The organism is Burkholderia sp. Ac-20384 (assembly GCF_017104605.1).
In the GTDB taxonomy this organism is placed as follows: Bacteria; Pseudomonadota; Gammaproteobacteria; order Burkholderiales; family Burkholderiaceae; genus Burkholderia; species Burkholderia lata.
Window position 1 is genome coordinate 16,802 of record NZ_JAAGPE010000047.1, and the last position, 24,302, is coordinate 41,103.

Annotated in this window: 27 protein-coding genes and 1 tRNA gene; 25 read left to right on the forward strand and 3 right to left on the reverse strand. The window is 63.5% G+C overall.

From position 1 onward, the window contains the following. Window positions 1-33: 33 nt before the first annotated feature. The 24 genes from tpiA to G3O00_RS12105 all read left to right on the forward strand — a co-directional run bounded on the left by tpiA (window position 34) and on the right by G3O00_RS12105 (window position 21,633). A complete protein-coding gene (gene tpiA / locus G3O00_RS11990) occupies window positions 34-789 on the forward strand; it encodes a triose-phosphate isomerase (RefSeq protein ID WP_011352701.1) in 756 nt (251 codons plus the stop codon). Window positions 790-861: 72 nt separating this feature from the next. Beyond that, the gene (secG, locus tag G3O00_RS11995) at window positions 862-1,239 is read left to right on the forward strand and encodes a preprotein translocase subunit SecG (RefSeq protein WP_206143053.1); all 378 of its coding nucleotides are present in this window, start codon (window positions 862-864) and stop codon (window positions 1,237-1,239) included. A gap of 112 nt (window positions 1,240-1,351) precedes the next feature. After that, window positions 1,352-1,436, forward strand: a tRNA-Leu gene (locus G3O00_RS12000). A 154-nt stretch (window positions 1,437-1,590) separates the two neighbouring features. Continuing rightward, window positions 1,591-1,950: an NADH-quinone oxidoreductase subunit A gene (locus G3O00_RS12005; protein ID WP_006398798.1), complete on the forward strand. Its 360-nt coding sequence runs from the start codon at window positions 1,591-1,593 to the stop codon at window positions 1,948-1,950. 62 nt (window positions 1,951-2,012) lie between these two features. Further along, window positions 2,013-2,492: an NADH-quinone oxidoreductase subunit B gene (locus tag G3O00_RS12010; RefSeq protein ID WP_006398799.1), complete on the forward strand. Its 480-nt coding sequence runs from the start codon at window positions 2,013-2,015 to the stop codon at window positions 2,490-2,492. Between the two features lie 21 nt (window positions 2,493-2,513). Beyond that, window positions 2,514-3,116: an NADH-quinone oxidoreductase subunit C gene (locus tag G3O00_RS12015; RefSeq protein WP_011352699.1), complete on the forward strand. Its 603-nt coding sequence runs from the start codon at window positions 2,514-2,516 to the stop codon at window positions 3,114-3,116. 9 nt (window positions 3,117-3,125) lie between these two features. Next, window positions 3,126-4,379 (forward strand): NADH-quinone oxidoreductase subunit D, encoded by a 1,254-nt coding sequence (locus G3O00_RS12020; RefSeq protein ID WP_011352698.1) that lies wholly within the window; start codon window positions 3,126-3,128, stop codon window positions 4,377-4,379. A 173-nt stretch (window positions 4,380-4,552) separates the two neighbouring features. Beyond that, the gene (gene nuoE, locus G3O00_RS12025) at window positions 4,553-5,038 is read left to right on the forward strand and encodes an NADH-quinone oxidoreductase subunit NuoE (protein ID WP_006750460.1); all 486 of its coding nucleotides are present in this window, start codon (window positions 4,553-4,555) and stop codon (window positions 5,036-5,038) included. After that, a complete protein-coding gene (gene nuoF, locus G3O00_RS12030; RefSeq protein ID WP_206143054.1) occupies window positions 5,035-6,345 on the forward strand; it encodes an NADH-quinone oxidoreductase subunit NuoF in 1,311 nt (436 codons plus the stop codon). Before nuoE ends, nuoF begins: the two co-directional genes overlap by 4 nt. Window positions 6,346-6,427: 82 nt before the next feature. Further along, entirely contained in the window at window positions 6,428-8,758 is a 2,331-nt protein-coding gene (gene nuoG / locus G3O00_RS12035) for an NADH-quinone oxidoreductase subunit NuoG (protein WP_174935232.1), read from the forward strand. Further along, the gene (nuoH, locus tag G3O00_RS12040) at window positions 8,759-9,826 is read left to right on the forward strand and encodes an NADH-quinone oxidoreductase subunit NuoH (RefSeq protein ID WP_011352696.1); all 1,068 of its coding nucleotides are present in this window, start codon (window positions 8,759-8,761) and stop codon (window positions 9,824-9,826) included. 12 nt (window positions 9,827-9,838) lie between these two features. Next, window positions 9,839-10,327 (forward strand): NADH-quinone oxidoreductase subunit NuoI, encoded by a 489-nt coding sequence (nuoI, locus tag G3O00_RS12045; protein ID WP_011352695.1) that lies wholly within the window; start codon window positions 9,839-9,841, stop codon window positions 10,325-10,327. Between the two features lie 112 nt (window positions 10,328-10,439). After that, the gene (locus G3O00_RS12050) at window positions 10,440-11,090 is read left to right on the forward strand and encodes an NADH-quinone oxidoreductase subunit J (RefSeq protein WP_011352694.1); all 651 of its coding nucleotides are present in this window, start codon (window positions 10,440-10,442) and stop codon (window positions 11,088-11,090) included. A gap of 18 nt (window positions 11,091-11,108) precedes the next feature. After that, window positions 11,109-11,414, forward strand: a complete 306-nt coding sequence (gene nuoK, locus G3O00_RS12055; RefSeq protein WP_006478272.1) for an NADH-quinone oxidoreductase subunit NuoK — start codon at window positions 11,109-11,111, stop codon at window positions 11,412-11,414. Between the two features lie 17 nt (window positions 11,415-11,431). Continuing rightward, entirely contained in the window at window positions 11,432-13,486 is a 2,055-nt protein-coding gene (gene nuoL, locus G3O00_RS12060; RefSeq protein ID WP_011352693.1) for an NADH-quinone oxidoreductase subunit L, read from the forward strand. Between the two features lie 16 nt (window positions 13,487-13,502). Continuing rightward, entirely contained in the window at window positions 13,503-14,993 is a 1,491-nt protein-coding gene (locus tag G3O00_RS12065; protein ID WP_011352692.1) for an NADH-quinone oxidoreductase subunit M, read from the forward strand. A gap of 36 nt (window positions 14,994-15,029) precedes the next feature. Next, window positions 15,030-16,487: an NADH-quinone oxidoreductase subunit NuoN gene (nuoN, locus tag G3O00_RS12070; protein ID WP_174935312.1), complete on the forward strand. Its 1,458-nt coding sequence runs from the start codon at window positions 15,030-15,032 to the stop codon at window positions 16,485-16,487. Then, complete coding sequence (locus G3O00_RS12075; protein ID WP_011352690.1) at window positions 16,487-16,783, forward strand: DUF2818 family protein; 297 nt, start codon at window positions 16,487-16,489, stop codon at window positions 16,781-16,783. Before nuoN ends, G3O00_RS12075 begins: the two co-directional genes overlap by 1 nt. Before the next feature lie 321 nt (window positions 16,784-17,104). Then, on the forward strand, window positions 17,105-17,695 hold the full coding sequence (locus G3O00_RS12080; protein ID WP_011352689.1) for an NUDIX hydrolase: 591 nt from the start codon (window positions 17,105-17,107) through the stop codon (window positions 17,693-17,695). Between the two features lie 136 nt (window positions 17,696-17,831). Beyond that, the gene (locus G3O00_RS12085; protein ID WP_043188814.1) at window positions 17,832-18,254 is read left to right on the forward strand and encodes a DUF1178 family protein; all 423 of its coding nucleotides are present in this window, start codon (window positions 17,832-17,834) and stop codon (window positions 18,252-18,254) included. 57 nt (window positions 18,255-18,311) lie between these two features. Beyond that, a complete protein-coding gene (locus G3O00_RS12090) occupies window positions 18,312-19,508 on the forward strand; it encodes an acyl-CoA dehydrogenase family protein (protein ID WP_011352687.1) in 1,197 nt (398 codons plus the stop codon). Between the two features lie 19 nt (window positions 19,509-19,527). Beyond that, window positions 19,528-20,661, forward strand: coding sequence for an acyl-CoA dehydrogenase (locus G3O00_RS12095; protein WP_206143055.1), 1,134 nt, complete (start codon window positions 19,528-19,530; stop codon window positions 20,659-20,661). Between the two features lie 37 nt (window positions 20,662-20,698). Beyond that, a complete protein-coding gene (locus tag G3O00_RS12100; RefSeq protein ID WP_011352685.1) occupies window positions 20,699-21,160 on the forward strand; it encodes a MaoC family dehydratase in 462 nt (153 codons plus the stop codon). Beyond that, the gene (locus G3O00_RS12105; protein ID WP_206143056.1) at window positions 21,157-21,633 is read left to right on the forward strand and encodes a MaoC family dehydratase; all 477 of its coding nucleotides are present in this window, start codon (window positions 21,157-21,159) and stop codon (window positions 21,631-21,633) included. Before G3O00_RS12100 ends, G3O00_RS12105 begins: the two co-directional genes overlap by 4 nt. A gap of 47 nt (window positions 21,634-21,680) precedes the next feature. Here G3O00_RS12105 and G3O00_RS12110 read toward each other — a convergent pair whose 3' ends face one another. From G3O00_RS12110 to G3O00_RS12120, 3 genes are all read right to left on the reverse strand, one after another. Next, the gene (locus G3O00_RS12110) at window positions 21,681-22,373 is read right to left on the reverse strand and encodes a glutathione binding-like protein (protein WP_206143057.1); all 693 of its coding nucleotides are present in this window, start codon (window positions 22,371-22,373) and stop codon (window positions 21,681-21,683) included. Window positions 22,374-22,631: 258 nt separating this feature from the next. Further along, window positions 22,632-23,423, reverse strand: coding sequence for an enoyl-CoA hydratase (locus tag G3O00_RS12115; RefSeq protein WP_011352682.1), 792 nt, complete (start codon window positions 23,421-23,423; stop codon window positions 22,632-22,634). Beyond that, on the reverse strand, window positions 23,420-23,611 hold the full coding sequence (locus tag G3O00_RS12120; RefSeq protein WP_206143058.1) for a hypothetical protein: 192 nt from the start codon (window positions 23,609-23,611) through the stop codon (window positions 23,420-23,422). The genes G3O00_RS12115 and G3O00_RS12120 overlap by 4 nt, the downstream gene beginning before the upstream one ends. A gap of 14 nt (window positions 23,612-23,625) precedes the next feature. Between G3O00_RS12120 and G3O00_RS12125 the strand changes: the two genes are divergently transcribed. Further along, window positions 23,626-24,282, forward strand: a complete 657-nt coding sequence (locus tag G3O00_RS12125; protein ID WP_206143059.1) for a glutathione S-transferase — start codon at window positions 23,626-23,628, stop codon at window positions 24,280-24,282. Window positions 24,283-24,302: the final 20 nt, after the last annotated feature.

A 24,302-nucleotide genomic window follows, 5' to 3' on the forward strand; every position in this document is an offset into this window, starting at 1 on the left:
CGTTAATGACCAAGCGGTGACGAGACAGACACGATGTCGAAACAGAGAACTAAGCGTGTGATCGGCAACTGGAAGATGCACGGCCGGCTGGCCGGCAACCAGGCGTTGCTGAACGAAGTGGTGCAGGGCGCGGGCGCGGTGGCGGCCGAAACGTCGATCGGCGTATGCGTGCCGTTCCCGTATCTCGCGCAGGTTCAGGCGCAGCTCGACGGCGGCCGTGTCGCCTGGGGCGCGCAGGACGTGTCGGCGCACGAACAGGGCGCGTTCACCGGTGAAGTCGCGGCCGCGATGGTCGCGGAGTTCGGCGCACGCTATGCGATCGTCGGTCACTCGGAGCGCCGCGCGTATCACGGCGAACGCAACGAGACGGTCGCCGCGAAGACGCAGCGCGCGCTCGCAGCGGGGCTCACGCCGGTCGTGTGCGTCGGCGAGACGCTCGACGAGCGCGAGTCGGGTGCGACCGAGCAGGTGGTCGGTGCGCAGCTCGACGCAGTGCTGGCCGTGCTGACGGCTGACGAGGCGACGCGCATCGTCGTCGCATACGAGCCGGTCTGGGCGATCGGCACGGGCAAGAGCGCGACGTCGGCGCAGGCACAGGACGTGCACGCGTTCCTGCGTGCGCGTCTCGCGGCAAAGGGTGCGGCGGACGTGTCCGTGCTGTACGGCGGCAGCGTGAAGCCGGACAACGCGGAAGAGCTGTTTGCGCAGCCGGACATCGACGGCGGCCTGATCGGCGGCGCGTCGCTGAAGGCGGAAGATTTCCTGGCGATCTGCCGGGCCGCGCGTTGAGCGGTCCGGGATCGAATTGAACCATGACGGCGGCCGGTCGTTCCGGTCGCCTGATCCATTCGGGTGGGTGTGATGCTGTTATTCAAGACGCTGATTATTGTGGTGCAGGTGCTGTCTGCACTTGGTGTGATTGGACTCGTGCTGCTGCAGCACGGCAAGGGGGCCGACATGGGCGCTGCGTTCGGCAGCGGCGCGTCGGGCAGCCTGTTCGGTGCAACGGGCTCGGCGAACTTCCTGTCGCGTACGACGGGCATTCTCGCAACGATCTTCTTCGTCACGACGCTCGCGCTGACGTACCTCGGTTCGTACAAGTCGACGCCGTCGGCAGGCGTGCTGGGTGGGGTTGCGACCGCGCCGGCATCGGCACCTGCAGCATCGGCGCCGGCTGTCGCCGCATCCGCTGCCGCGGGTTCGGCTGCAAGTGCGCCGGGCCAGGACGTCCCGAAATAAAAAGTTAAATTTTTTGCGATTGTGCGTTGAACAATTCTGGAACTCGGGTTAGAATTTAATTCTTGAAGCGATTCGCGGGAAACAGGTAGTTACAACCCCGGTTGCATGCAGTGCCGACGTGGTGAAATTGGTAGACACGCTATCTTGAGGGGGTAGTGGCGAAAGCTGTGCGAGTTCGAGTCTCGCCGTCGGCACCAAAGTTACTCAATGCCAGCCGCTTCTAGTGGCTGGCATTTTTCATTTCTGGAGTGTGCTTGCGGTTGTCTTGCGATCGCATGCACTCCGAAATGATCCCTTCCGCCGGATAGTGGTATTCTCCGGACGCTCAGAACCAACCGATAGAGGATTGCCTTGAACCTCGCAGCCTATTACCCCGTCTTGTTGTTCCTCCTCGTGGGCACTGGTTTAGGTATAGCGCTGGTTAGCATCGGCAAGCTCCTTGGTCCCAACAAGCCGGACGTCGAGAAGAACGCACCGTACGAGTGCGGCTTCGAAGCCTTTGAAGACGCCCGGATGAAATTCGACGTCCGGTACTACCTCGTCGCCATCCTGTTCATCATCTTCGATCTCGAAACCGCATTCCTGTTTCCGTGGGGCGTCGCGCTCCGGGATATCGGCTGGCCGGGTTTCATCGCAATGATGATTTTTCTGCTCGAATTCCTGCTGGGCTTTGCCTATATCTGGAAGAAAGGCGGGCTCGACTGGGAGTGATGGGTTAATCGCCGGTTTGCATGGGCGGCCACGCTCGGTCGCTCGTCTGGAGTGGAAAGCAAATGAGTATCGAAGGGGTCTTGAAGGAAGGGTTTGTCACCACGACGGCTGACAAGCTGATCAACTGGACGCGTACCGGCTCGCTGTGGCCGATGACGTTCGGGCTCGCGTGTTGCGCCGTCGAAATGATGCATGCGGGCGCAGCCCGTTATGACCTGGACCGGTTCGGCGTCGTGTTTCGCCCGAGCCCGCGTCAATCGGACGTGATGATCGTCGCTGGCACGCTCTGCAACAAGATGGCACCCGCGCTGCGTCGCGTGTACGACCAGATGGCCGAGCCGCGCTGGGTGATCTCGATGGGATCGTGCGCGAACGGCGGTGGCTACTACCACTACTCGTACTCGGTGGTCCGCGGCTGCGACCGGATCGTGCCGGTCGACGTCTACGTGCCGGGCTGTCCGCCCACGGCCGAGGCGCTGGTCTACGGCGTGATCCAGCTTCAGGCGAAGATCCGCCGCACCAATACCATCGCCCGTCAATAAAGCCCCGAGCGTCCCCTCAATATGGCAAGCAAAATCGAGACCCTCAAGGCAAACCTCGAAGCCGCGCTCGGCGCGCGCGTGGTGAGCCTCACCGAAGCGATCGGTGAACTGACGCTCGTCGTAAAGGCGAGCGATTACCTCGAAGTCGCAAAGATGCTGCGCGACGATCCGAAGCTCCGTTTCGAGCAGTTGCTCGACCTGTGCGGCGTCGACTACCAGACCTTCGGCGACGGTGCCTACGACGGCCCGCGTTTCGCGGCCGTGTCGCACCTGCTGTCGGTCACGAACAACTGGCGCCTGCGCCTGCGCGCATTCGCGCCGGACGACGACCTGCCGATCGTGGCATCGCTGGTCGACATCTGGACCTCCGCGAACTGGTACGAGCGCGAAGCGTTCGACCTGTACGGCATCGTGTTCGAAGGCCACCCCGACCTGCGCCGCATCCTCACCGACTACGGCTTCATCGGCCATCCGTTCCGCAAGGACTTCCCGGTGTCGGGCTATGTCGAAATGCGTTACGACCCGGAAGAGAAGCGGGTCGTGTACCAGCCGGTGACGATCGAGCCGCGCGAAATCACGCCGCGCGTGATCCGCGAGGATCGCTATGGCGGTCTGAAACATTAAGGGGGCGTCATGGCAGAAATCAAGAACTACACGCTCAACTTCGGCCCGCAGCACCCGGCAGCGCACGGCGTGCTGCGCCTCGTGCTCGAGCTCGACGGCGAAGTCATCCAGCGTGCCGATCCGCACATCGGCCTGCTGCACCGCGCGACGGAAAAGCTCGCGGAATCCAAGACGTTCATCCAGTCCGTGCCGTACATGGACCGTCTCGACTACGTGTCGATGATGGTCAACGAGCACGGCTACGTGCTCGCGATCGAAAAGCTGCTCGGCATCGAAGTGCCTGAGCGCGCGCAGTACATCCGCGTGCTGTTCGACGAGATCACGCGCGTGCTGAACCACCTGATGTGGATCGGCGCACACGCACTCGACGTCGGCGCGATGGCCGTGTTCCTGTACGCATTCCGCGAACGCGAAGACCTGATGGACGTGTACGAAGCGGTGTCCGGCGCCCGGATGCACGCGGCGTACTACCGTCCGGGCGGCGTCTACCGCGACCTGCCTGACGCAATGCCGCAATACAAGGCGTCGAAGATTCGCAACGAGAAGGCGCTCGCGAAGATGAACGAAGCGCGCAGCGGCTCGGTGCTCGACTTCATCGACGACTTCTTCGCGCGCTTCCCGAAGTGCGTCGACGAATACGAAACGCTGCTCACCGACAACCGGATCTGGAAACAGCGTCTGGTCGGGATCGGCGTGGTCAGCCCGGAACGTGCGCTGCAGATGGGCCTGACGGGCCCGATGCTGCGCGGCTCGGGCATCGCCTGGGATCTGCGCAAGAAGCAGCCGTACGAAGTGTACGATCGCATGGATTTCGATGTGCCGGTCGGCGTGAACGGCGATTGCTACGACCGCTATCTGGTGCGCGTCGAAGAAATGCGCCAGTCGATCCGCATCGCGAAACAGTGTATTGAGTGGCTCCGCAAGAATCCGGGCCCGGTGATGACGGACAATCACAAGGTTGCACCGCCGTCGCGCGTCGGCATGAAGACCAACATGGAAGACTTGATTCACCACTTCAAGCTCTTCACCGAAGGTTTCCATGTGCCGGAAGGCGAAGCGTACGCGGCGGTCGAGCATCCGAAGGGTGAGTTCGGCATCTACCTCGTGTCGGATGGTGCGAACAAGCCGTATCGCCTCAAGATTCGCGCGCCGGGTTTCGCGCACCTGGCGTCGCTCGACGAAATGGCGCGCGGTCACATGATCGCCGACGCCGTCACGATCATCGGTACGCAGGACATCGTGTTCGGCGAAATCGATCGCTAATGGTTAGCGCCGCCCGCGCGAGCGGGCGGCGAGCAGCAAGTCACACGCGATGCGCGCTGAACCGGCGCGGCTTCGCAAGCTGTCAACAGAGTGAGCGCCAGGTCTGCCGTCCATGCACCCCAATGTGCGGCAGGTTGTTCGTTCGGTAGGAATTGAAAGAGTCGTGTCTGAAAATGATCTCAGCTGAAGGCCTGAAGGAAATCGATCGAGCGTTGACGAAGTATCCCGCCGATCAGAAACAGTCCGCCGTGATGTCGGCATTGGCCGTTGCTCAGGAAGAGCACGGCTGGCTGTCGCCCGAACTGATGCAGTTCGTCGCGGACTATCTCGGCATGCCGGCCGTTGCCGTGCAGGAAGTCGCGACGTTCTACACGATGTACGAGCTCAACCCGGTCGGCAAGCACAAGATCACGCTCTGCACGAACCTGCCGTGCCAGCTCGGCCCGGACGGTGGCGCGGAAGCGACTGCCGACTACCTGAAACAGAAGCTCGGCATCGGCTTCGGCGAGACCACGCCCGACGGCAAGTTCACGCTGAAGGAAGGCGAATGCATGGGCTCGTGCGGCGATGCGCCGGTGCTGCTGGTGAACAATCACAGAATGTGCAGCTTCATGAGCCGCGAGAAGATCGACCAGCTGCTTGAGGAGCTCTCGAAATGACGTCCCTCCACGACCGTCACATCAAACCGCTGATCCTCGCTGGTCTGAACGGCGAGAACTGGCATCTCGAAGACTACGTTGCGCGCGGCGGCTACAAGCAGCTGCGCCGCATTCTCGAAGAAAAGATTCCGCCCGAGCAGGTGATCGCCGACGTCAAGTCGTCGGGCCTGCGTGGCCGTGGCGGTGCGGGCTTCCCGACCGGCCTGAAGTGGAGCTTCATGCCGCGTCAGTTCCCGGGGCAGAAGTACCTCGTCTGCAACTCGGACGAAGGCGAGCCGGGCACGTTCAAGGATCGCGACATCCTGCGCTGGAACCCGCACGCGCTGATCGAAGGCATGGCCATCGGCGCGTACGCGATGGGCATCACCGTCGGCTACAACTACATCCACGGCGAAATCTTCGAAGTGTATCGACGCTTCGAAGCCGCGCTCGATGAAGCGCGCGCTGCCGGGTTCCTCGGCGACAACATCATGGGCTCGGAATTCTCGTTCCAGCTGCACGCGCACCACGGTTACGGCGCGTACATCTGCGGCGAAGAAACGGCACTGCTCGAGTCGCTCGAAGGCAAGAAGGGCCAGCCGCGCTTCAAACCGCCGTTCCCGGCGAGCTTCGGCGTGTACGGCAAGCCCACCACGATCAACAACACCGAGACGTTCGCCGCGGTGCCGTTCCTGCTGTCCATCGGGCCGCAGAATTACCTCGAGATCGGCAAGCCGAACAACGGCGGCACGAAGATTTTCTCGGTGTCGGGCGACGTCGAGCGTCCGGGCAACTATGAAGTGCCGCTCGGCACGCCGTTCGCGACGCTGATGGAGCTCGCCGGCGGGATGCGCGGCGGCAAGAAGATCAAGGCCGTGATTCCGGGCGGTTCGTCGGCGCCGGTGATCCCGGGCGACATCATGATGCAGACGGATCTCGACTACGATTCGATCGCGAAGGCGGGCTCGATGCTCGGTTCCGGCGCGGTGATCGTGATGGACGAGACGCGCTGCATGGTGCGCTCGCTGCTGCGCCTGTCGTACTTCTACTACGAAGAATCGTGCGGTCAGTGCACGCCGTGCCGTGAAGGCACCGGCTGGCTGTATCGCGTCGTGAATCGTATCGAGCACGGCGAAGGCCGCCAGGAAGATCTGGACCTGCTGAACTCGGTTGCCGAGAACATCATGGGCCGCACGATCTGTGCACTCGGCGATGCGGCGGCGATGCCGGTACGCGGGATGCTCAAGCACTACTGGGACGAATTCGCGTACCACGTCGAGCACAAGCACTGCATGGTCGGCGGCCACGCGCACGCGGCGGCAGCCTGAAGCGAACCCGGTTGCGGAATTTGAGCGCACGGTCGGGCGAAGGCGCGAACGGGCGGAAATAGGTTAAGGACCATTCACCATCATGGTTGAACTTGAAATAGACGGCAAGAAGGTCGAGGTGCCCGAAGGCAGCATGGTGATCCAGGCTGCGCACAAGGCGGACAAGTACATTCCTCACTTCTGCTATCACAAGAAACTGTCGGTTGCGGCCAACTGCCGGATGTGTCTCGTCGAAGTCGAGAAGATGCCGAAGGCCGTGCCTGCCTGCGCGACCCCCGTGTCGGCCGGCATGATCGTCCATACGCAATCCGACAAGGCCGTGAAGGCGCAGCAGTCGGTGATGGAATTCCTCCTCATCAACCACCCGCTCGACTGCCCGATCTGCGATCAGGGCGGCGAATGCCAGCTGCAGGATCTGGCGGTCGGTTACGGCAAGTCGTCGTCGCGTTACTCGGAAGAGAAGCGCGTGGTGTTCCACAAGAACGTGGGCCCGCTGATCTCGATGGAAGAAATGTCGCGTTGCATCCACTGCACGCGCTGCGTCCGCTTCGGCCAGGAAATCGCCGGCGTGATGGAGTTCGGCATGCTGGGCCGCGGCGAGCATTCGGAAATCACGACGTTCGTCGGCAAGACGGTCGATTCCGAAATGTCGGGCAACATGATCGACCTGTGCCCGGTCGGCGCGCTGACCAGCAAGCCGTTCCGCTACAGCGCCCGTACGTGGGAACTGTCGCGCCGCAAGTCGGTGAGCCCGCACGATTCCGTCGGCGCGAACCTCGTCGTGCAAGTGAAGAACAACCGCGTGATGCGCGTGCTGCCGTTCGAGAACGAAGCCATCAACGAATGCTGGATCTCGGACAAGGATCGCTTCTCGTATGAAGGCCTCAACAGCGAAGAGCGCCTGACGAAGCCGATGCTGAAGCAGGGCGGCCAGTGGATCGAAACCGACTGGCAGACCGCGCTCGAATACGTCGCGAAGGGCCTGAAGGGCATCGCCGCGGATCACGGCGCGAACGCGCTGGCGATGCTCGCGAGCGCGCACAGCACGGCCGAAGAGCTGTTCCTCGTGAAGCAGCTCGCCAACGAACTGAAGACGCCGAACGTCGACTTCCGTCTGCGTCAGCAGGATTTCTCGGCGCCGGTCCAGGGCGCACCGTGGCTCGGCATGCCGATCGCCGACCTGTCGAACGTGGATGCCGCGTTCGTCGTCGGTTCGTTCCTGCGCCGCGACCACCCGCTGTTCGCCTCGCGCCTGCGTCAGGCCGCGAAGAACGGCGCGAAGCTGCACTTCCTGCACGCAACCGGTGACGACGCACTGATTCCGACCGCGCAGCGCATCGTTGCAGCACCGTCGGCATGGCTCGACCAGTTGGCCGGTATCGCAGCGGCCGTCGCGCAACTGCGCGGCGTCGCGCTGCCCGACGCGCTGGCAGGCGTCACGGCATCGCCGGCCGCTCAGGCTGTCGCCCAGTCGCTCGCGAACGGCGAACGCCGCGCGGTGCTGCTCGGCAACGTCGCGGTCCGCCATCCGGAATTCGCCAAGCTGCACGCCGTCGCCAAGTGGATCGCCGACAACACCGGCGCCACGTTCGGCTTCCTGACGGAAGCGGCTAACACGGTCGGCGCGCACGTCGTCGGCGCACTGCCGGGCCAAGGCGGCCTGAACGCACGCGAAGCGTTCGAGCAGCCGCGCAAGGGCTACGTGCTGCTGAACGTCGAGCCGGAATTCGACACCGCCGATCCGGCGCAGGCACTCGCCGCGCTGAACCAGGCTGAGATGGTCGTCGTGATGTCGCCGTTCAAGCATGGCCTCGACTACGCCGACGTACTGCTGCCGGTTGCGCCGTTCACGGAAACGGCCGGTACGTACGTGAATGCGGAAGGCACCGTGCAGAGCTTCAACGGCGTGGTGCGCCCGCTCGGCGACACGCGTCCGGGCTGGAAGGTGCTGCGCGTGCTGGGCAGCGTGCTCGGCCTGCCGAACTTCGAATACGAGACCTCGGAAGAAGTGCGTCTCGCCGCGCTCGGCGACGCCGGCGTCGCGGGCCGCCTGTCGAACCAGACGTCGGTCGCGCCGGTGCGCGTCGCGGCGAATGCCGCGAACGGCGGTTTCGAGCGCCTGGCCGATGTGCCGATCTATCACGCCGACGCACTCGTGCGCCGCGCGGGTGCGCTGCACCTGACGACCGCCGCGAAGGCGGCGAATGCCGCAGCCCTGCCGGCCGCGCTGTTCGACAAGCTGGGCTTGAAGGAAGGCGACGCGGTGCGCGTGCGCCAGGGCGAGCGTGCGGTGCAGTTGCCGGCCGTGCGCGACGCGAATCTTGCGGAGACCGTCGTTCGCGTGTCGGCGGCAACGCCTGCCGGCGCAGCGCTCGGCAGCCTGTCCGGTGAACTGGTGGTGGAGAAGGCGTAAATGAGCTTGTTCGATACGATCAACGCGGGCGGGTCCCAGCTTCTCGGCTTCGCATGGCCGACGGTGTGGGCAATCGTGCGCATCCTCGTCGTCTCCGTCGTCATCCTGCTGTGCGTCGCGTACCTGATTCTGTGGGAACGCAAGCTGATCGGCTGGATGCACGTGCGTCTCGGCCCGAACCGCGTCGGCCCCGGCGGCTTGCTGCAGCCGATCGCCGACGTGCTGAAGCTGCTGCTGAAGGAAGTCATTCAGCCGAGCGCCGCCAGCCGCTGGCTGTACCTGATCGCGCCGGTGATGACCGTCGTGCCGGCGTTCGCCGTGTGGGCCGTGATCCCGTTCCAGGCCGAAGCGGTTCTCGCGAACGTCAACGCGGGCCTGCTGTACGCGATGGCGATCTCGTCGATCGGCGTGTACGCGGTGATTCTCGCGGGCTGGGCATCGAACTCGAAGTACGCGTTCCTCGGCGCGATGCGCGCCGCGGCACAGATGGTGTCGTACGAAATCTCGATGGGCTTCGCGCTGGTGCTGGTGCTGATGACGGCCGGCAGCCTGAACCTGTCGGAAATCGTCGGTTCGCAGCAGCACGGCTTCTTCGCCGGCCACGGCGTGAACTTCCTGTCGTGGAACTGGCTGCCGCTCCTGCCGGCGTTCGTCGTGTACTTCATCTCGGGCATCGCCGAAACGAACCGCCACCCGTTCGACGTGGTGGAAGGGGAGTCGGAAATCGTTGCCGGTCACATGATCGATTACTCGGGTATGGCGTTCGCGCTGTTCTTCCTCGCCGAGTACATCAACATGATCGTGATCTCGGCGCTGACCGCGACGCTGTTCCTCGGCGGCTGGGATGCACCGTTCGAATTCCTGTCGTTCATTCCGGGCATCTTCTGGCTGGTGCTGAAGATATTCGCGCTGCTGTCGGTGTTCATCTGGGTTCGCGCGACGTTCCCGCGTTTCCGTTACGACCAGATCATGCGCTTGGGCTGGAAGGTGTTCCTGCCCGTCACGGTGGTCTGGGTGGTCGTGGTCGGCTTCTGGATGATGTCGCCGCTCAACATCTGGGTGAAGTAATCGGACGAAATCATGAGCGCAATCCAACACTTCTTTAAGACCTTCTTCCTGACCGAGCTCCTGCAGGGGCTCGCGCTGACCGGCCGTTACACGTTCAAGCGCAAGGTCACCGTGCAGTTCCCGGAAGAAAAGACGCCGATTTCGCCGCGTTTCCGCGGGCTGCATGCGCTGCGCCGCTACGAAAACGGCGAAGAGCGCTGCATCGCGTGCAAGCTGTGCGAGGCCGTGTGCCCCGCGATGGCGATCACGATCGAATCGGAAACGCGCGCGGACAACACGCGCCGCACGACGCGCTACGACATCGACCTGACGAAGTGCATCTTCTGCGGTTTCTGCGAAGAGAGCTGCCCGGTCGATTCGATCGTCGAGACGCAGATTCTCGAGTACCACGGCGAAAAGCGCGGCGACCTGTATTTCACGAAGGAAATGCTGCTCGCGGTGGGCGATCGCTACGAGAAGGACATCGCCGCGGCGAAGGCTGCCGACGCGCCGTATCGTTGATTGTGTTTGCAGTGCCGGCCCGATGCACGGGCCGAGCCGCCGCGACGGGTGCGGCTCGCAAGAGCGTCCCGCAAGCCGCGCCTGACTATGGCCTAACGATGAACCGGTAATCATGGAATTCACGACCGTACTGTTCTACATCTTCGCGCTGCTCCTGGTGGTATCAGGGCTGAAGGTGATCACTTCGCGCAACCCGGTGGCGTCTGCGCTTTTCCTTGTGCTGGCGTTCTTCAACGCCGCCGCGATCTGGATGCTGCTGGAAGCGGAGTTCCTCGCGATCCTGCTGGTGCTGGTCTACGTGGGCGCGGTGATGGTGCTGTTCCTGTTCGTCGTGATGATGCTGGACATCAACATCGACTACCTGCGCCGCGACTTCAAGCGCTTCGTCCCGATGGCGACCGTGGTCGGCGCGATCATCGTGATCGAAACCGCGCTGATCCTGTGGCGCGGCTACGGCGACACGCAGACCGTGCACGCGATGGCGACGGGTGAGATGGCCAACTGGTCGAACACGCGCCTGATCGGCAAGGTGATCTACACCGACTACATCTTCGCGTTTGAAATCGCCGGCCTCGTGCTGCTGGTCGCGATCATTGCCGCGATCGGGCTGACCGAGCGCAAGGGCAAGGACAGCAAGCGCCAGCGCGTGTCGGATCAGGTCAAGGTGCGCCGCAACGACCGCGTGCGCCTCGTGAAGATGGAAGCGGAAAAGCCGCAGCCGGAAGCGGCGCAGAGCGAAGCCGGTTCGGGCACCAACGGCTAAGCGGAGGAAAAGAAAATCATGCTGACTCTTGCTCACTACCTCGTGCTCGGCGCGATCCTCTTTGCGATCGCGATCGTCGGGATCTTTCTGAACCGCCGCAACGTCATCATCATCCTGATGTCGATCGAACTGATGCTGCTGGCGGTGAATACCAACTTCGTCGCGTTTTCGCATTACCTCGGCGATGTGCACGGCCAGATCTTCGTGTTCTTCGTGCTGACCGTCGCCGCAGCGGAAGCCGCGATCGGCCTCGCGATTCTGGTGACCCTGTTCCGTAAGCTCGACACGATCAATGTCGAGGATCTCGATCAGCTCAAAGGTTAATTTCAGGCAACGCTGTTATGTCAACGACACTCAATGAAAACCTGCTGCTGGCGATTCCGCTCGCTCCGCTGGCCGGCTCGCTGATTGCGGGGCTGTTCGGGAACGCAGTCGGGCGCAAGGGCGCACACCGGATCACGATCCTCGGCGTAATGATCGCGTTCCTCCTGTCGGCGAAAGTCTTCTTCGACGTGATGGGCGGCGCAAGCTTCAACGCGACCGTCTACGAATGGATGAACGTCGGCTCGCTGAAGCTCGAAGTCGGCTTCCTCGTCGATTCGCTGACCGCGATGATGATGGTCGTCGTGACCTTCGTCTCGCTGATGGTGCACGTGTACACGATCGGCTACATGGCGGAAGAAGACGGCTACCAGCGTTTCTTCTCGTACATCTCGCTGTTCACGTTCTCGATGCTGATGCTCGTGATGAGCAACAACTTCCTGCAGCTGTTCTTCGGCTGGGAAGCGGTGGGTCTGGTGTCGTACCTGCTGATCGGCTTCTACTTCACGCGTGAGAGCGCGATCTACGCGAACATGAAGGCGTTCCTCGTGAACCGCGTGGGCGACTTCGGCTTCCTGCTCGGCATCGGCCTGCTGCTCGCATTCGCCGGCTCGATGAACTACGGCGAAGTGTTCGCAAAGCGCGCGGAACTCGCGAGCCTGCACTTCCCGGGCACCGACTGGGGCCTGCTGACCGTTGCCTGTATCTGCCTGTTCATCGGCGCGATGGGTAAGTCGGCACAGTTCCCGCTGCACGTGTGGCTGCCGGACTCGATGGAAGGCCCGACCCCGATCTCCGCGCTGATTCACGCGGCGACGATGGTGACCGCCGGCATCTTCATGGTGTCGCGCATGTCGCCGCTGTTCGAACTGTCGGATACCGCGCTGTCGTTCATCACGGTGATTGGCGCGATCACGGCGCTCTTCATGGGCTTCCTCGGCATCGTCCAGAACGACATCAAGCGCGTGGTTGCGTACTCGACGCTGTCGCAGCTCGGCTACATGACCGTCGCGCTCGGCGTGTCCGCTTACCCGGTCGCCGTGTTCCACCTGATGACGCACGCGTTCTTCAAGGCACTGCTGTTCCTTGGCGCAGGCTCGGTCATCATGGGCATGCACCACGACCAGGACATGCGCAACATGGGTGGCCTGCGCAAGTACATGCCGATCACGTGGATCACGTCGCTCGTCGGTTCGCTCGCGCTGATCGGCACGCCGTTCTTCTCGGGCTTCTACTCGAAGGACTCGATCATCGACGCGGTGAAGCTGTCGCACCTGCCGGGTTCGGGCTTCGCGTACTTCGCGGTCGTCGCGAGCGTGTTCGTCACGGCGCTGTACTCGTTCCGCATGTACTTCCTGGTGTTCCACGGCGAAGAGCGTTTCCGCAAGCCGAAGCATCCGGAATCGCCGATGGGCATGGCGGCTGCGCATGGCCACGACGACCACGGCCATGGCCACGGTCATGACGATCACGCGCACGAACCGCACGAGACCCCGTGGGTCGTGTGGGTGCCGCTGGTCTTGCTGGCGATCCCGTCGGTCATCATCGGCGCGTTCGCGATCAGCCCGATGCTGTTCGGCGACTTCTTCCAGCACGGCGTTGCATTCGACAAGGTGATCTTCATCGGCGAAAACCATCCGGCCCTGGCCGAGATGGCCGAAGAGTTCCACGGTTGGGTGGGCATGGGCCTGCACTCGGTGTCGGGCCTGCCGGTCTGGCTCGCGCTCGCCGGTGTCGTTGTCGCGTGGTTCCTGTACCTGAAGCGTCCGGAACTGCCGGCGTCGATCCGCCGCGCGTTCGGCCCGATCTACACGCTGCTGGACAACAAGTACTACATGGACAAGATCAACGAAGTGGTGTTCGCCCGTGGTTCGGTGGCGATCGGCCGCGGCCTGTGGAAGGAGGGTGACGTCGTGGTGATCGACGGCCTCGTCAACGGCAGCGCCCGGTTCATCGGCTGGTTCGCCGGCGTGATCCGCTTCCTCCAATCCGGTTACATCTATCACTACGCGTTCGCCATGATCATCGGCATGCTGGGGCTCCTGACCCTGTTTGTAACGCTCGGCGGCAAATAAGGCGGGGGACAACTTAATGCACGCTTTTCCGATTCTCAGTACCGCGATCTGGTTGCCGATCGTTTTCGGCCTCCTCGTGCTTGCGGTGGGTAACGACAAAAATCCGGGGACGGCCCGCTGGATCGCACTGATCGGTTCGCTGCTCGGTCTCGCGGTCACGATCCCGCTGATCACGGGCTTCGATTCGAGCACGGCTGCGCTGCAGTTCGTCGAGAAGTCGACCTGGATCGAACGCTTCGACATCGCGTATCACCTCGGCGTCGACGGCATCTCGATGTGGTTCGTCGTGCTGACCGCGCTGATCACGGTGATCGTCGTGATCGCCGCATGGGAAGTGATCACCGAGAACGTCGCGCAGTACCTCGCGGCATTCCTGATCCTGTCCGGGATCATGATCGGCGTATTCTCGGCGGCCGACGGCCTGCTGTTCTACGTGTTCTTCGAGGCGACCCTGATCCCGATGTACATCATCATCGGCGTGTGGGGTGGCCCGAACCGCGTGTATGCGGCATTCAAGTTCTTCCTGTACACGCTGGCCGGCTCGCTGCTGATGTTGGTCGCGCTGATCTACCTGTACACGGAAACGCATTCGTTCGACCTCGCGACGTGGCAGAACGCCAAGATCGCGATGACGCCGCAGATACTGCTGTTCATTGCCTTCTTCCTCGCGTTCGCGGTGAAGGTGCCGATGTGGCCGGTCCACACCTGGTTGCCGGACGCGCACGTGGAAGCGCCGACGGGCGGCTCGGTCGTGCTGGCTGCGATCATGCTGAAGCTCGGTGCGTACGGTTTCCTGCGCTTCTCGCTGCCGATCACGCCTGACGCGAGCCACTTCCTGGCTCCCGTCGTGATCACGCTGTCGCTGATCGCGGTGATCTACATCGGCCTCGTCGCGATGGTGCAGTCCGACATGAAGAAGCTGGTCGCGTATTCGTCGATCGCGCACATGGGCTTCGTCACGCTCGGCTTCTTCATCTTCAACCAGCTCGGCGTCGAAGGCGCGATCATCCAGATGATCTCGCACGGCTTCGTGTCGGGCGCGATGTTCCTGTGCATCGGCGTGCTGTACGACCGCGTGCACTCGCGCCAGATCGCCGATTACGGTGGCGTCGTGAACGTGATGCCGAAGTTCGCGGCATTCGCGATGCTGTTCTCGATGGCCAACTGCGGCCTGCCGGGCACGTCGGGTTTCGTCGGCGAGTTCATGGTGATTCTCGCTGCCGTCCAGTACAACTTCTGGATCGCATTCGGTGCGGCATTCACGCTGATCCTCGGCGCTGCCTACACGCTGTGGATGTACAAGCGCGTGTACTTCGGCGCGGTTGCGAACGATCACGTTGCCAAGCTGAAGGACATCGGCCGTCGCGAATTCCTGATGCTGGCTGTGCTCGCCGCGTTCACGATGCTGATGGGCCTGTATCCGAAGCCCTTCACCGACGTGATGCACGTTTCCGTGGAAAACCTCCTCTCCCATGTCGCGCAGTCGAAGCTGCCGCTGGCCCAGTAATCGCGAGCGGAGGAACTCAAGATCATGAACGCTCCTATGAATGTCCTGTTGCCTGACGCGCTGGTGATGGCCGCCATCGTCGTCGCATGGCTGAACGACACCTTTACCGGTGCTTCCGGCCGCCGCCTGACTTATCTGATCGCGGTCGTATCGTCGGTTGTCGCCGGCGTGTGGTTCGCGGTGCAGGCACTCGACCCGCAGCAGTACTACTTCTTCTCGAAGATGGTCGTTGTCGACTCGTTCGCGAGCACGATGAAGGCTGTCGTGTCGTTCGGTTTCGCGGTCTCGCTCGTCTATTCGCGCAAGTACCTCGAAGATCGCGACATGTTCCGCGGCGACGTGTTCCTGCTCGGCATGTTCTCGCTGCTCGGTCAGCTGGTCATGGTGTCGGGCAACAACTTCCTGACGCTGTACCTCGGTCTCGAACTGATGTCGCTGTCGCTGTACGCCGTCATCGCGCTGCGCCGCGACGCCGCGCAGTCGAGCGAAGCTGCGATGAAGTACTACGTCCTGGGCGCGCTCGCGTCGGGCTTCGTGCTGTACGGCATCTCGATGCTCTACGGTGCGACCGGCTCGCTCGAGCTGGGCGAGGTGTACAAGGCGGTCAGCGGCAACACCGACGCAGCCGTGCTGATGTTCGGCGTGGTCTTCATCGTCGCCGGTATTGCATTCAAGCTCGGCGCCGTGCCGTTCCACATGTGGGTGCCGGACGTCTACCAGGGCGCACCGACCGCGATGACGCTGTTCGTCGGCGGCGGCCCGAAGGTTGCCGCGTTCGCGTGGGGCCTCCGCTTCCTGGTGATGGGCCTGCTGCCGCTCGCACAGAACTGGCAGACCGCGCTCGTGATCCTGGCCGCACTGTCGCTGATCGTCGGCAACATCACGGGTATCGTCCAGCGCAACATCAAGCGGATGCTCGCGTACTCGGCGATCTCGAACATGGGCTTCGTGCTGCTCGGCCTGCTTGCGGGCATCGTGAAGGGCGACGCAACGGCACCGGCGAATGCATACAGCTCGGCGATGTTCTACGCGATCGTCTACCTGATCACGACGCTCGGCTCGTTCGGCGTGGTGATGCTGCTCGCACGCCGCGATTTCGAAGCCGAGACGATCGACGACTTCAAGGGCCTCAACAAGCGCAGCCCGGTGTTCGCGTTCGTGATGATGGTCATGATGTTCTCGCTGGCAGGTATTCCGCCGACCGTCGGCTTCTACGCGAAGCTCGCGGTGCTCGAGGCGACCGTCAACGCGGGTCTCACATGGCTGGCCGTGCTGGCCGTGATCACGTCGCTGTTCGGCGCGTTCTACTACCTGCGCATCGTGAAGCTGATGTACTTCGATGCACCGCAGGATACGACCCCGATCTCGGGCGATTTCTGCAAGCGCACGATCCTCGTGCTGAACGGCCTGGCGGTCGTGGTGCTCGGCCTGATCCCGAGCCCGCTGCTGACGGCCTGCCTGCAGGCAATTCGTCACACGCTGCCGCCGCTGTAATGTCGGCAGCCGGCTGGTTTATCGTGCTGTTGGCGCTCGTCTGCGCCAACCTGCCGTTCCTGAACCAACGCCTCTTCGCCGTCGTGCCGTTCGGCACGGCGAAGAAGAGCGGGTGGGTGCGGATCGGCGAGCTGATCGTGCTGTATTTCATCGTTGGCGCGCTGGGCTTCTGGCTCGAGTCGCGCGCCGGCAACCGCTTCGAACAGGGCTGGCAGTTCTACGCGATCACGTTCAGTCTTTTCATCGTGTTCGCGTTTCCCGGCTTCACGTTCCAGTATCTCGTCAAACGACGCTGACAAGGGCCGGTCCGCGCTAATAGCAAGCTTGCGAACGCGCCGTACCGGCCGTAATGCAAGGAGTGAGGAGCGCCGTTTGGCCGAGCCAAACAAGCGACGATCGACGCCGCAGTACGGCCGGCAAGGCGCGCTCCCCTGATTGAAAAAATACTGTAGTGGGGCTGGCCGCCAGAAGGGCCGATCGCGGCGTCATGCTCCTTGCGAATACGTCGAGTATTCGCTGCGTCGCAGTCCTTGCGCTCGGCCCTTCTGGCGGCCAGCGCAAGCTTGTTATTAGCGCGGACTGGCCCTTGGCCGTCGCGCTCATTCCCGGAGCCGCCGATGGCCGAACTACCCAATCACGACGCCGCACTGACCGAAACTTGCCTCGAAAGCGAGGCGATCTTCGAAGGCTCGTTCCTCAAGCTCAAGCGCGATACCGTCCGTCTGCCGGACGGCAAGAAAGCCACGCGCGAATACGTCCAGCATCCGGGCGCGGTGATGGTGATCCCGCTGTTCGACGACGGGCGCGTGCTGATGGAAAGCCAGTATCGCTACCCGATCGGCAAGGTGATGGCCGAATTCCCGGCCGGCAAGCTCGATCCGAACGAAGGCGCGCTCGCATGCGCGGTACGCGAACTGCGCGAAGAAACCGGCTACACGGCACGCGAATACGTGTTCCTCGCCCGGATTCACCCGATCATTTCCTATTCGACCGAATTCATCGACCTGTACCTGGCGCGCGGGCTGACGGCCGGCGAGCGCAAGCTCGACGAAGGCGAATTCCTCGAGACCTTCACCGCGACGCAGGCCGATCTGCAGGAGTGGGTGCGCACGGGCCAGATCTCCGACGTGAAGACGATCATCGGCACGATGTGGCTCGACAAGGTACTGTCCGGCACGTGGCCGCTTGGGCCCGTCCTGACGCCCTGAGCGCGGCGTCAGCGGCGGGTGGGGCGCCGCGTTACAATCCGGTGACGCGGTGCCGCCGCGTCGCGCCATCGAAATTTAGCACGATCGTTCACAAAACGGCTTTTTGCGCTACACTCCTCACACGCCCTGATTCAGCATGAAGGTCCTCGATTTACAGTGCCCGCACGGTCATCGGTTCGAAGGCTGGTTCGCTTCCGCCGATGAATTCGAAGCGCAGTTGTCCCGCAAGCTGGTCGAATGTCCGGTGTGTGGAACGACCGAGGTCAACCGTCTGCCGTCGGCGCCGCGCCTGAACTTGTCGGGCGCGACGCAGGCACAGCCGGCCGATCCGCGTGCGCTGCAGGCGCAGGTGATGCGTGCACTGCGCGAGGTGCTGGAGAAAACCGAGAATGTGGGCGAGCGCTTCGCCGAGGAAGCGCGGCGCATCCATTACAACGAGGCGCCGGCACGCAGCATTCGTGGCGTTACGACGCCCGAAGATGCGCAATCCTTGGCTGAAGAAGGCATCGACGTGATGCCGCTGCCGATTCCTGCCGCGCTGAAAGAACCGCTGCAATGACGTATGCAGTGAGTCCCTGCCCGGTCGGACGACGGCCGCGGCGAGGAGACACTGCGCATGGATCTGGATTATTCCCCCGCCGACGACGCGTTCCGCGTCGACGTCCGCGCCTGGCTTGAGGCCAACCTGCCTCACGCACTGCGCGCCAAAGTACTCGATCACAAACGACTCGACCGCGAGGATTTCGCGAGCTGGCACCGGATTCTCGGCCAGCGCGGCTGGTCTGCGCCCGCGTGGCCGGTTGAATACGGCGGCCCGGGCTGGAACGCGACGCAACGACACATCTGGGACGAGGAGTGCGCGCGGATCGGCGCGCCGACCGTGCTGCCGTTCGGTGTATCGATGGTCGCGCCCGTGTTGATGAAATACGGCAGCGAAGCGCAGAAACGTCATTATCTGCCGCGCATTCTCGATGGCACCGACTGGTGGTGTCAGGGCTACTCGGAGCCGGGTTCGGGATCCGACCTCGCCTCGTTGCGCACGCGCGCCGAGCGCCAGGGCGACCACTACGTCGTCAATGGCCAGAAGACCTGGACGACGCTAGGCCAGTACGCCGACATGATGTTCTGCCTCGTACGCACCGATCCGGCCGCGAAGAAACAGGAGGGCATCTCGTTCCTGCTGATCGACATGAAGACGCCCGGTATCACGGTGCGCCCGATCGTCATGCTCGACGAGGACCACGAGGTCAACGAGGTGTTCTTCGAGGACGTGAAGGTGCCGGTCGAGAATCTCGTCGGCGACGAGAACCGTGGCTGGACCTACGCGAAATACCTGCTTGGCCATGAGCGCACCGGTATCGCGCGCGTCGGCGCGTCGAAGCGCGAGCTCGCATTCCTGAAGCGTGTCGCGTCGAACCAGCGCAAGAACGGCAAGCCGTTGCTCGCCGATCCCGTGTTTGCCGCGAAGGTCGCGGCGCTCGAGGTCGAGCTGATGGCGCTCGAGGTGACGGTGCTGCGCGTCGTCAGCCGCGAGACGAGCGGTAAGGGGCCGGGCCCCGAGGCGTCGATGCTGAAGATCAAGGGCACGGAAGTGCAGCAGGCACTCACCGAGCTGATGGTCGATGCGATCGGCCCGCTCGCTGCACCGTTCGACGTACCGTTCCTCGACGGGCAGCGCGAGCACAGCATCGCGGGCGACGACGATGCGGCGCCGCTTGCCGCGTACTACTTCAATTACCGGAAGACGTCGATCTACGGCGGCTCGAACGAGATCCAGAAGAACATCATCGCGCAGATGATTCTGGGGCTGTGATCAGGGAACGGAGACAACCATGGATTTCAGCTTTACCGATGAGCAGCAGCAGTTTGCCGATGCGCTGCGCCGTTATCTCGGCGAGCAATACGGCTTCGAAGCGCGCCAGGCAATCGTGCACAGCGATGCGGGCGTGTCGGACACGCAATGGAGCGCGTTCGCCGAACTGGGGTTGACCGCGCTGCCCGTGCCGGACGCGCAGGGTGGCTTTGGCGGCGGCCCGGTCGACATGCTGGTCGTGATGCAGGAACTCGGCCGCGCGCTCGTGATCGAGCCGTACTGGGCAACGGCAGTGGGCGTCGAAGCCTTGCGTATCGCCGGCTCGAGCGCCGGTGAGGATGCGGTGCTGCTGGAGGCGATCGCGCAGGGGCAGAAGCGCGTGGCGGTTGCGTTCCACGAACCGCATGCGCGCTACGACCTGTTCGAACTCGACACGCATGCGCGTGAGCAGGGCGGCACGTACCGGCTGACCGGCACGAAGTCGGTCGTTCAGCATGGCGCACAGGCGGATGTGTGGATCGTGCCCGCACGCGTCGACGGCGGCGGCATCGGCCTCTTCGTCGTCGAACGGAACGCCGCAAACGCGAAGGTGGCCGACTACCGGACGATCGACGGTCAGCGTGCCGCGACGATCGGGTTCGACGAAACGCCGGCGCGACTGTTGACGGGTGGGGCGCGCGACGCTGCGGCCCTCGAGCAGGTTGCCGATTACGCGACGTTCCTGCTGTGCGCGGAAGCGGTCGGCGTACTCGACGAACTGAACCGCGCCACGGTCGAATACACGAAGACACGCGAACAGTTCGGCGTGCCGATCGCACGTTTCCAGGCGCTGCAGCACCGGATGGTCGACATGCTGATCCATGCCGAGCAGGCGCGCTCGCTGACCTACCTGGCTGCCGTACGCTACGCGAGCGGCGATGCCGATGCGCGGCGCAAGGCCGTGTCGGCCGCGAAAGCACGTGTCGGCGCCGCCGCGCGCTTCGTCGGCCAGCAGGCCGTTCAACTGCACGGCGGCATGGGCGTGACTAACGAGGTTGCCGCCGCGCACCTGTTCAAGCGGCTGACGATCATTGAGACGACGCTCGGCGACACCGATCATCATCTCGCCCGTATCGCGGCGCTGCCCGATTTCGCGCAGACCGACGAGGCATGACGGTGACGCGCGAGCGCGCCAGACAAGGAGACACCTAGTGGGCATCAGTTACGAAGACCTGGTGGTCGGCAGCACCACCGAAGTGGGCCGTTACACGTTCGAACCCGACGACATCAAGGCGTTCGCGCAACGCTACGACCCGCAGCCGTTCCATCTCGACGAAGAGGCCGGGAAAGCGTCGCATTTCGGCGGGCTCGTCGCGAGCGGCTGGCATACGTGTTCGGTGTTCATGAGCCTGCTCATCAAGAAGCTCGGGTCGGATTCGACGAGCATGGGCTCGCCCGGCATCGATTCGATCCGCTGGCTCAAGCCGGTGCGCGCCGGCGACACGATCACCATGTATCAGAAGGTGCACGACAAGCGCGTGTCGGAGAGCAAGCCCGACCGCGGCATCGTGTCGACGGAGTGGGTCGGCGTGAACAGCGCCGGTGAGACGGTGATCACCGTGCATACCAAGGTGATCTTCGGGCTGCGCCATCCGGGAGGCAAGCAGGCATGACCGACGTGACCTTGCCGCTGATCGCATCGGCACAGGCGCTGCAGGCGCGTGTTGGCGCAGAGCCGCTCGCGAGCGGCTGGCTCTCGATCGACCAGCGTCGTGTCGATGGCTTTGCCGATGCGACCGGCGATCATCAATGGATTCACGTCGATCCCGAACGCGCGCGACGCGAGTCGCCGTTCGGTGGCCCGATCGCGCACGGGTTCCTGACGCTGTCGCTGATTCCGGCGTTGATGGCCGACGCGCTGCGTTTCGAGCAGAAGATGGGCGTGAACTACGGACTGAACCGCGTGCGGTTCCTGAAGCCGGTGCCAGTCGGCGCGCGCGTGCGGGCGCTGTTTGCGGTAAACGAAACCGCCGAGGCCGCGCGGGACGGTGTGCAGGTGACGTGGTCGGTGACGATGCAGGTCGAGCGTCCCGATGCGCCGCTGCCTGTTTGTGCGGCGGAATTCATCACGCTGCATTACTTCTGAAGCGGGGAGCGGCATGCACGGATGCCGCTCCGCTTTTCACATGCGCGTCAGTGCTTCGCGTATTGCGTCGCGCCGAACAGCACCTCGCGCGCCTTGTCGTCCTGCAGCGCCTTGCGCATCGACGCAAGCACTTCGACACCGCGCTGCACGGCCGGTCGTGCAGCGATCGCGTCGTACCAGCGCTTTACGTTCGGCAATTCGTCGAGCACGATGCCCTGGTTCTGCCATGAGCGCGTCCACGGGAACGTCGCAATGTCCGCGATCGTGTACGTGTCGCCCGCGAGATACTTGGATTCGCCGAGACGTTTGTCCATCACGTTGTACAGGCGCTTCGCCTCGTTCGTGTAGCGGTTGACCGCATATTCGATCTTCTCCGGCGCATACAGGCGGAAGTGATGCGCCTGCCCGAGCATCGGGCCGACCCCGCCCATCTGGAACATCAGCCATTCGAGCGTCGCGTAGCGTGCGGCCGGATCGGTCGGCAGGAACTTGCCGGTCTTCTCCGCGAGGTAGATCAGGATCGCGCCGGATTCGAACAGCGAGATCGGCCGGCCGCCGGGGCCGTCCGGATCGACGATCGCGGGAATCTTGTTGTTCGGGCTGATCGTCAGGAATTCCGGCTTGAACTGGTCGCCCGCGCCGATATCGACCGGATGGACACGATAAGCGAGGCCCGTTTCCTCGAGCATGATGTGCACCTTGTGGCCGTTCGGGGTCGCCCAGCTATAGACGTCGATCATCGTGAACTCCTTTGTGGCATGCGCGAAAACGGCGCCGGCAGCGCCGCGACAGGCGGTCATTAGAGCATGGATCGATATGAGCTGCTGGCGACGGAAATGTGCGTGCCGATGCGCGTGCGCAGGCGCGAGTGCGCGTGTTGAGCGACACGGCGCCGAGGGCAATCACACGTCGTCCCGAGTCGTCTGGATGGGGGGGGCGCCGTGCCGCATCGGGTCGATGCGGTGGCGGTGCGTCGATTCAATAGCCGGCGCGGCGGCTCAGCGCTTGTAGCGGGGCGGGCGTTTCTCGAGAAATGCGGTGATGCCTTCGAGCCCGTCCGCATGATGCAGCGACGCGACGAAATGATCGCGCTCGGTGGCGAGATGCGCATCGAGCGGTTGCATCGTCGCGTCGTCGAGCAGCGACTTGATGCGCGTGAGTGCGTTCGGCGAGATGCCGGCGAGCGCATCGGCCCATGCCAGCGCATCGGTCAGTGCCGCGCCGGGCACGGCAAGCCGGTTGACGACGCCGAGCGTGTGCAGGCGTTCGGCTGCGACAGGCTTGCCTTCGAACAGGATCTCGGCCGCGAGCGCACGCGGCAGCGCGCGCGCGATGAACCACGAACCGCCTCCATCGGGCGTCAGGCCGACACGTGCATACGACATCACGAACTTCGCATCGTGCGCGGCGACGATCAGGTCGCACGCGAGCGCGAGCGAGAAGCCCGCGCCGGCGGCTGCGCCTTCTACCGCAGCGATCACCGGCTTCGTCGAAGCGTGGATCGCCGCTACCCATGCAGCGAGCTGATCGATGCTGTCGGCCTGGTAGGACGGATCCTTCGAGCGGTTGTCGAGCAGCCGGTTCAGGTTGCCACCCGCGCAGAAGAAGCGATCGGCGCCGGTGAGCACTACCGCGCGGATCCCGGGGTCGCGTTCGGCGGTGGCGAGCGCTTCGATACCGGCCGCGTACATGTCGGGATGCAGCGCATTGCGTGCGCCGGGATTGGATAGCGTGAGGACGAGCGTCGATTCGCTCTCGGGCGGACGCGAGGCCAGCAGTTCAGCACTCATGCGAGCGTGTCTCCATCGGATGGCGGGGCTGCGGCGGCGGGCGCATCGTGCGTGCTGATGCGGCCGATGCCGTAGCAGATGTATTGTTGTCGTGACGAACGCAAAACTTGCTTTAGACTAGCACGAACGTGCTTTTCAGCGCGATGAATCCCGATGCGGCCGGCATTGATGCGGCCGCGCTTCAGCAAGGAAGGAGACTCCGATGCTACAGCTGTGCGGTATTCCGTTGTCCAACTATTACAACAAGGTGAAGTTCGTCCTGCTCGAGCACGACATTCCGTTCGAAGAGTCGGTATGCGGTTTGCCGATCAGCGATCCGGCGCAGCTCGTCGATTCGCCGCTCGGCAAGATTCCGTTTCTGAAGACCGAAGAAGGCGCGCTGTTCGAGTCGCAGGTGATCATCGAGTACCTGGCCGCGCGCTATCCCGAGAAAGGCATTTTTCCGGCAAGCCCGTTCGCGAGCGCGAAAGTGCGCGAACTGATCGAGACGCTCGAGCTGTATCTCGAATGGATGGCGCGCGAGGTCTACACCGAAGCGTTTTTCGGCGGCAAGGTCAGCGACGGAATGAAGGCGCACGTCGAGAAGCGCCTGCCGCGCGCGATCGATGCGTTCAAGCAGATGACGCAGTTTTCGCCGTACGTGCTCGGCGAGTCGTTCGGCCTCGCGGACATCGCCGCCTGGGTCCATCTGCCGGTCATCGGCATGGCGACGAGGGCCATCTACGGTCGCGATTTCCTGCTCGATGCAGGCATCGACTGGAAGGCGCATGCGAAGACGGTGGGCGAGCGCCCTGCCGCGCAGCGCGTGGCGGCCGAGCGCAAGGCGTATATCGACGCGACGAGCGTCGCGCGCTCGTAAGCGCGATTCCCGCAGGGCGG

What these genes read in the sequence shown, in the direction of transcription:
- G3O00_RS12085 (WP_043188814.1), top strand. Translation starts at nt 17,832, where the DNA reads ATGAAGGTCCTCGATTTACAGTGCCCGCACGGTCATCGGTTCGAAGGC.
- nuoE (WP_006750460.1), top strand. Translation starts at nt 4,553, where the DNA reads ATGATCTCAGCTGAAGGCCTGAAGGAAATCGATCGAGCGTTGACGAAG.
- G3O00_RS12020 (WP_011352698.1), top strand. Translation starts at nt 3,126, where the DNA reads ATGGCAGAAATCAAGAACTACACGCTCAACTTCGGCCCGCAGCACCCG.
- G3O00_RS12125 (WP_206143059.1), top strand. Translation starts at nt 23,626, where the DNA reads ATGCTACAGCTGTGCGGTATTCCGTTGTCCAACTATTACAACAAGGTG.
- G3O00_RS12110 (WP_206143057.1), bottom strand. Translation starts at nt 22,373, where the DNA reads ATGATCGACGTCTATAGCTGGGCGACCCCGAACGGCCACAAGGTGCAC.
- G3O00_RS12095 (WP_206143055.1), top strand. Translation starts at nt 19,528, where the DNA reads ATGGATTTCAGCTTTACCGATGAGCAGCAGCAGTTTGCCGATGCGCTG.
- G3O00_RS12115 (WP_011352682.1), bottom strand. Translation starts at nt 23,423, where the DNA reads ATGAGTGCTGAACTGCTGGCCTCGCGTCCGCCCGAGAGCGAATCGACG.
- nuoF (WP_206143054.1), top strand. Translation starts at nt 5,035, where the DNA reads ATGACGTCCCTCCACGACCGTCACATCAAACCGCTGATCCTCGCTGGT.
- nuoH (WP_011352696.1), top strand. Translation starts at nt 8,759, where the DNA reads ATGAGCTTGTTCGATACGATCAACGCGGGCGGGTCCCAGCTTCTCGGC.
- G3O00_RS12075 (WP_011352690.1), top strand. Translation starts at nt 16,487, where the DNA reads ATGTCGGCAGCCGGCTGGTTTATCGTGCTGTTGGCGCTCGTCTGCGCC.
- nuoL (WP_011352693.1), top strand. Translation starts at nt 11,432, where the DNA reads ATGTCAACGACACTCAATGAAAACCTGCTGCTGGCGATTCCGCTCGCT.
- nuoI (WP_011352695.1), top strand. Translation starts at nt 9,839, where the DNA reads ATGAGCGCAATCCAACACTTCTTTAAGACCTTCTTCCTGACCGAGCTC.
- nuoN (WP_174935312.1), top strand. Translation starts at nt 15,030, where the DNA reads ATGAATGTCCTGTTGCCTGACGCGCTGGTGATGGCCGCCATCGTCGTC.
- G3O00_RS12065 (WP_011352692.1), top strand. Translation starts at nt 13,503, where the DNA reads ATGCACGCTTTTCCGATTCTCAGTACCGCGATCTGGTTGCCGATCGTT.
- G3O00_RS12090 (WP_011352687.1), top strand. Translation starts at nt 18,312, where the DNA reads ATGGATCTGGATTATTCCCCCGCCGACGACGCGTTCCGCGTCGACGTC.
- G3O00_RS12015 (WP_011352699.1), top strand. Translation starts at nt 2,514, where the DNA reads ATGGCAAGCAAAATCGAGACCCTCAAGGCAAACCTCGAAGCCGCGCTC.
- tpiA (WP_011352701.1), top strand. Translation starts at nt 34, where the DNA reads ATGTCGAAACAGAGAACTAAGCGTGTGATCGGCAACTGGAAGATGCAC.
- nuoG (WP_174935232.1), top strand. Translation starts at nt 6,428, where the DNA reads ATGGTTGAACTTGAAATAGACGGCAAGAAGGTCGAGGTGCCCGAAGGC.
- G3O00_RS12105 (WP_206143056.1), top strand. Translation starts at nt 21,157, where the DNA reads ATGACCGACGTGACCTTGCCGCTGATCGCATCGGCACAGGCGCTGCAG.
- G3O00_RS12080 (WP_011352689.1), top strand. Translation starts at nt 17,105, where the DNA reads ATGGCCGAACTACCCAATCACGACGCCGCACTGACCGAAACTTGCCTC.
- G3O00_RS12010 (WP_006398799.1), top strand. Translation starts at nt 2,013, where the DNA reads ATGAGTATCGAAGGGGTCTTGAAGGAAGGGTTTGTCACCACGACGGCT.
- G3O00_RS12050 (WP_011352694.1), top strand. Translation starts at nt 10,440, where the DNA reads ATGGAATTCACGACCGTACTGTTCTACATCTTCGCGCTGCTCCTGGTG.
- secG (WP_206143053.1), top strand. Translation starts at nt 862, where the DNA reads ATGCTGTTATTCAAGACGCTGATTATTGTGGTGCAGGTGCTGTCTGCA.
- nuoK (WP_006478272.1), top strand. Translation starts at nt 11,109, where the DNA reads ATGCTGACTCTTGCTCACTACCTCGTGCTCGGCGCGATCCTCTTTGCG.